Annotated in this window: 1 protein-coding gene; it reads right to left on the bottom strand. The window is 67.9% G+C overall.

The genetic code is table 11. The features are described from left to right. Positions 1-137: 137 nt before the first annotated feature. On the bottom strand, positions 138-3,569 hold the full coding sequence (locus tag ACIBD9_RS32180) for a DNA-directed RNA polymerase subunit beta (protein ID WP_238660443.1): 3,432 nt from the start codon (positions 3,567-3,569) through the stop codon (positions 138-140). Positions 3,570-4,182 lie beyond the last annotated feature (613 nt).

The following is a 4,182-nucleotide window of genomic DNA, read 5'->3' as shown; positions in this document are numbered from 1 at the left end:
GGGGGGGGGGGGGGCCCCAGCGTCGGTGGGTGTTTTTTTGGGGGGGGGGGGGGGGGTGTGGGGGGGGGGGGGGGGGTGTGGGGGGTGGGGGGGGGGGGGGGGGGGGGGCCCCCCCCCCCCCCCCCCGACCGCTCACCTCAGACCTCTTCGACCGAGCTCGGCTCGCGCCGGGACAGGTCGATGCCCAGCTCCTCAGCGGCCCGGAACACCTCGTCGTCGGTCTCGCGCATTTCCAGGGCCACACCGTCGCTGGAGAGCACCTCAACGTTGAGGCACAGCGACTGCAGCTCCTTGAGCAGCACCTTGAACGACTCCGGGATGCCCGGCTCCGGGATGTTCTCGCCCTTGACGATGGCCTCGTAGACCTTCACTCGGCCGAGCACGTCGTCGGACTTGATCGTGAGCAGCTCCTGCAGGGCGTAGGCAGCGCCGTACGCCTGCATCGCCCAGCACTCCATCTCACCGAAACGCTGACCACCGAACTGCGCCTTACCACCCAGCGGCTGCTGCGTGATCATCGAGTACGGGCCGGTCGAACGAGCGTGGATCTTGTCGTCGACCAGGTGGTTGAGCTTCAGGATGTAGACGTAGCCGACCGCGATCGGGTCCGGCAGCGGCTCGCCGGAACGACCGTCGAACAGCTGCGCCTTGCCGGTACGCCCGATCAGCTGCTTGCCGTCCCGGTTGGGCAGGGTCGACTCGAGCAGACCGGAGATCTCCTCCTCGCGGGCACCGTCGAAGACCGGGGTGGCCACGTTGGTGTCACCCTCGGACTCGTGCGCGTCGATCGAGCGGAGCTGGCGCTTCCAGTCGGCGTCGTCACCCTCGACCTTCCAACCGGTCTTGGCGACCCAACCGAGGTGGGTCTCCAGCACCTGGCCGATGTTCATCCGGCTCGGCACGCCGAGCGGGTTGAGCACGATGTCGACCGGGGTGCCGTCCTCAAGGAACGGCATGTCCTCGATCGGCAGGATCTTCGAGATGACGCCCTTGTTGCCGTGCCGGCCGGCGAGCTTGTCGCCGTCCTGGATCTTGCGCTTCTGGGCGACGTAGACCCGGACCAGCTCGTTGACGCCCGGCGGCAACTCGTCGCCGTCCTCGCGGGAGAACGTGCGCACACCGATGACCGTGCCGGTCTCGCCGTGCGGCACCTTCAGCGAGGTGTCCCGAACCTCACGCGCCTTCTCACCGAAGATCGCGCGGAGCAGCCGCTCCTCCGGGGTCAGCTCGGTCTCACCCTTGGGCGTGACCTTGCCGACCAGGATGTCACCGGGGACGACCTCGGCGCCGATCCGGATGATGCCGCGCTCGTCGAGGTCAGCGAGCATTTCCTCGCTGACGTTCGGGATGTCGCGGGTGATCTCCTCCGGGCCGAGCTTGGTGTCCCGAGCGTCGACCTCGTGCTCCTCGATGTGGATCGAGGTGAGCACGTCCTGCTGCACGAGGCGCTGCGACAGGATGATCGCGTCCTCGTAGTTGTGACCCTCCCAGCACATGAACGCCACCAGCAGGTTGCGTCCGAGTGCCATCTCGCCCTCGTCGGTGCACGGACCGTCGGCGATGACCTGACCGGCCTCGACGCGGTCGCCCTCGAAGACGACCGGCTTCTGGTTGACGCAGGAGCCGGCGTTGGAGCGGCGGAACTTGTGCAGCAGGTACGTCCGGCGGTGGCCGTCATCCTGGTGGATGGTGACGTAGTCGGCGCAGAGATCCTCGATCACACCGCCGACCTCGGCGACAACCACGTCGCCAGCGTCAACGGCGGCCCGGTACTCCATGCCCGTACCCACGAGCGGCGCCTCGGCCTTGACCAGCGGCACCGCCTGGCGCTGCATGTTCGCGCCCATCAGTGCCCGGTTGGCGTCGTCGTGCTCGAGGAACGGGATCATGGCGGTCGCGACCGAGGTCATCTGCCGGGGCGAGACGTCCATGTAGTCGACGGCACCGGGGAGGACGTCCTCGGTCTCGCCGCCCTTACGGCGGCAGAGCACCCGCTCCTCGGCGAACGTGCCGTCAGCCTTCAGGCGCGCGTTGGCCTGGGCCTTGACGAACCGGTCCTCCTCGTCCGCGGTCAGGTAGTCGATCTGGTCGGTGACCCGACCCTCGACGACCTTCCGGTACGGCGTCTCGATGAAGCCGAACGGGTTGACCCGGGCGAAGGTGGACAGCGCGCCGATCAGGCCGATGTTCGGGCCTTCCGGCGTCTCGATCGGGCACATCCGGCCGTAGTGGGACGGGTGCACGTCGCGGACCTCGAAGCCGGCCCGCTCCCGGGACAGACCACCCGGGCCGAGCGCGCTCAGCCGACGCCGGTGGGTCAGGCCCGCCAGCGGGTTGGTCTGGTCCATGAACTGGGACAGCTGGGACGTCCCGAAGAACTCCTTGATCGCCGCCACCACCGGGCGGATGTTGATCAGGGTCTGCGGGGTGATCGCCTCGACGTCCTGCGTGGTCATCCGCTCGCGGACGACCCGCTCCATCCGGGACAGGCCGACCCGAACCTGGTTCTGGATCAGCTCGCCCACGGTACGGAGGCGCCGGTTGCCGAAGTGGTCGATGTCGTCGGCCTCGTAGCCGTCCTCACCGGCGTGCAGCCGGCACAGGTACTCCACGGTGGCGACGATGTCGTCCTCGGTCAGCGTGCCGGTGGTGATCGGCACTCCGACTTCGAGCTTCTTGTTGAACTTGTAGCGCCCGACCTTGGCGACGTCGTACCTCTTCGGGTTGAAGAAGAGGTTGTCGAGCAGGGTCTGGGCGTTCTCGCGCGTCGGCGGCTCGCCAGGGCGCAGCTTGCGGTAGATGTCGAGCAGGGCCTCGTCGGCGCCGGCGATGTGGTCCTTCTCGAGCGTGGTCATCATCAGCTCGGACCAGCCGAACTTCTCACGGATCCGCTCGGCCGACCATCCGATGGCCTTGAGCAGGACGGTGACGGCCTGCCGACGCTTACGGTCGATGCGTACGCCGACCGTGTCGCGCTTATCGATGTCGAACTCCAGCCAGGCACCCCGACTCGGGATGACCTTGACGCTGGAGAGGTCGCGGTCGGAGGTCTTGTCCGGCTGCTTGTCGAAGTACACGCCCGGAGACCGGACGAGCTGGCTGACCACGACACGCTCGGTGCCGTTGATGACGAAGGTGCCCTTGGGCGTCATCATCGGGAAGTCACCCATGAACACCGTCTGGCTCTTGATCTCGCCAGTGGTGTTGTTGGTGAACTCCGCGGTCACGAAGAGCGGAGCGCAGTAGGTCAGGTCCTTCTCCTTGCACTCCTCGATCGAGGCCTTGACCTCGTCGAAGCGCGGCGCTGAGAAGGAGAGCGACATGGTGCCGGAGAAGTCCTCAATGGGACTGATCTCTTCAAGGATCTCCGCGAGACCCGAGCGTGCGTGCGGGTCGTCCGCCGACCGGCCCTGCCAAGCCTCGTTGCCGACGAGCCAGTCGAAGGACTCGTTCTGAATGGCAAGGAGGTTGGGGACCTCGAGGTGTTCGGTGATCCTGCCGAATGAAACTCGGCGGGGAGCGAATGCGCTCGACGTACGACTGGTCTTCGCAGGGCGGGAAGCTGCCAAGATGCGTCCTTCCGAGGACCGGTGCTGCAGAACGGCTGGTACGCGTGCACTCCAATGACCCCACCAGAAATATCCGTAAACGGACATTTCCGAGCAGGGGTCAAGTCGGAAGGCAGCGCAAACTAGCAGTGTAGCCGAGAGGCTAACCGCTGTCCAGCCCACCCCGCAGGTTGTTTGCGGAGCGCGCCTCGGCCCCCGTCAACCGGGGTCTGCCGGGCCGCTCAGAACGCAACTCCCCACTGGGCCGCTCGGGTTCCAGCGGCCGATGGTGCCGCCGCTGTCATACCCACGTCGTGGCCGTCGCAAGCGCGGTGTCTTGCTGGTGTCAGCGTGCCTGGCAGCCCCGGGCCGCGTCAAGGGCCGGTATTCCCCTTGCTGCGTGTTTCCCCCTGGAGAGCGACCCGCCGCCCTCGTTCCGGTCGACGGAGCCGCTGGTCGGAGCCCAGCTCAGGGCCGATCGGAGCCAACACCACCAATACGGCGGGGGGGGGTGGGGGGGGGGTGACCCCCCCCCCCCCCCCCCGGGGGCACCCCCCCCCCCCCCCGGGCGCCGGGGGGGGGGCCCCAAGGGTCATTGGGGGGTGCGTTGGGCCCCCCACCCCCCGCCATGGCG

Origin of the sequence: Micromonospora sp. NPDC050784 (assembly GCF_044456765.1) — a bacterium.
GTDB lineage: Bacteria > Actinomycetota > Actinomycetes > Mycobacteriales > Micromonosporaceae > Micromonospora > Micromonospora foliorum.
Note: the sequence above shows the minus strand (reverse complement) of the source record. Positions and strands in the feature narration are given on the sequence as shown.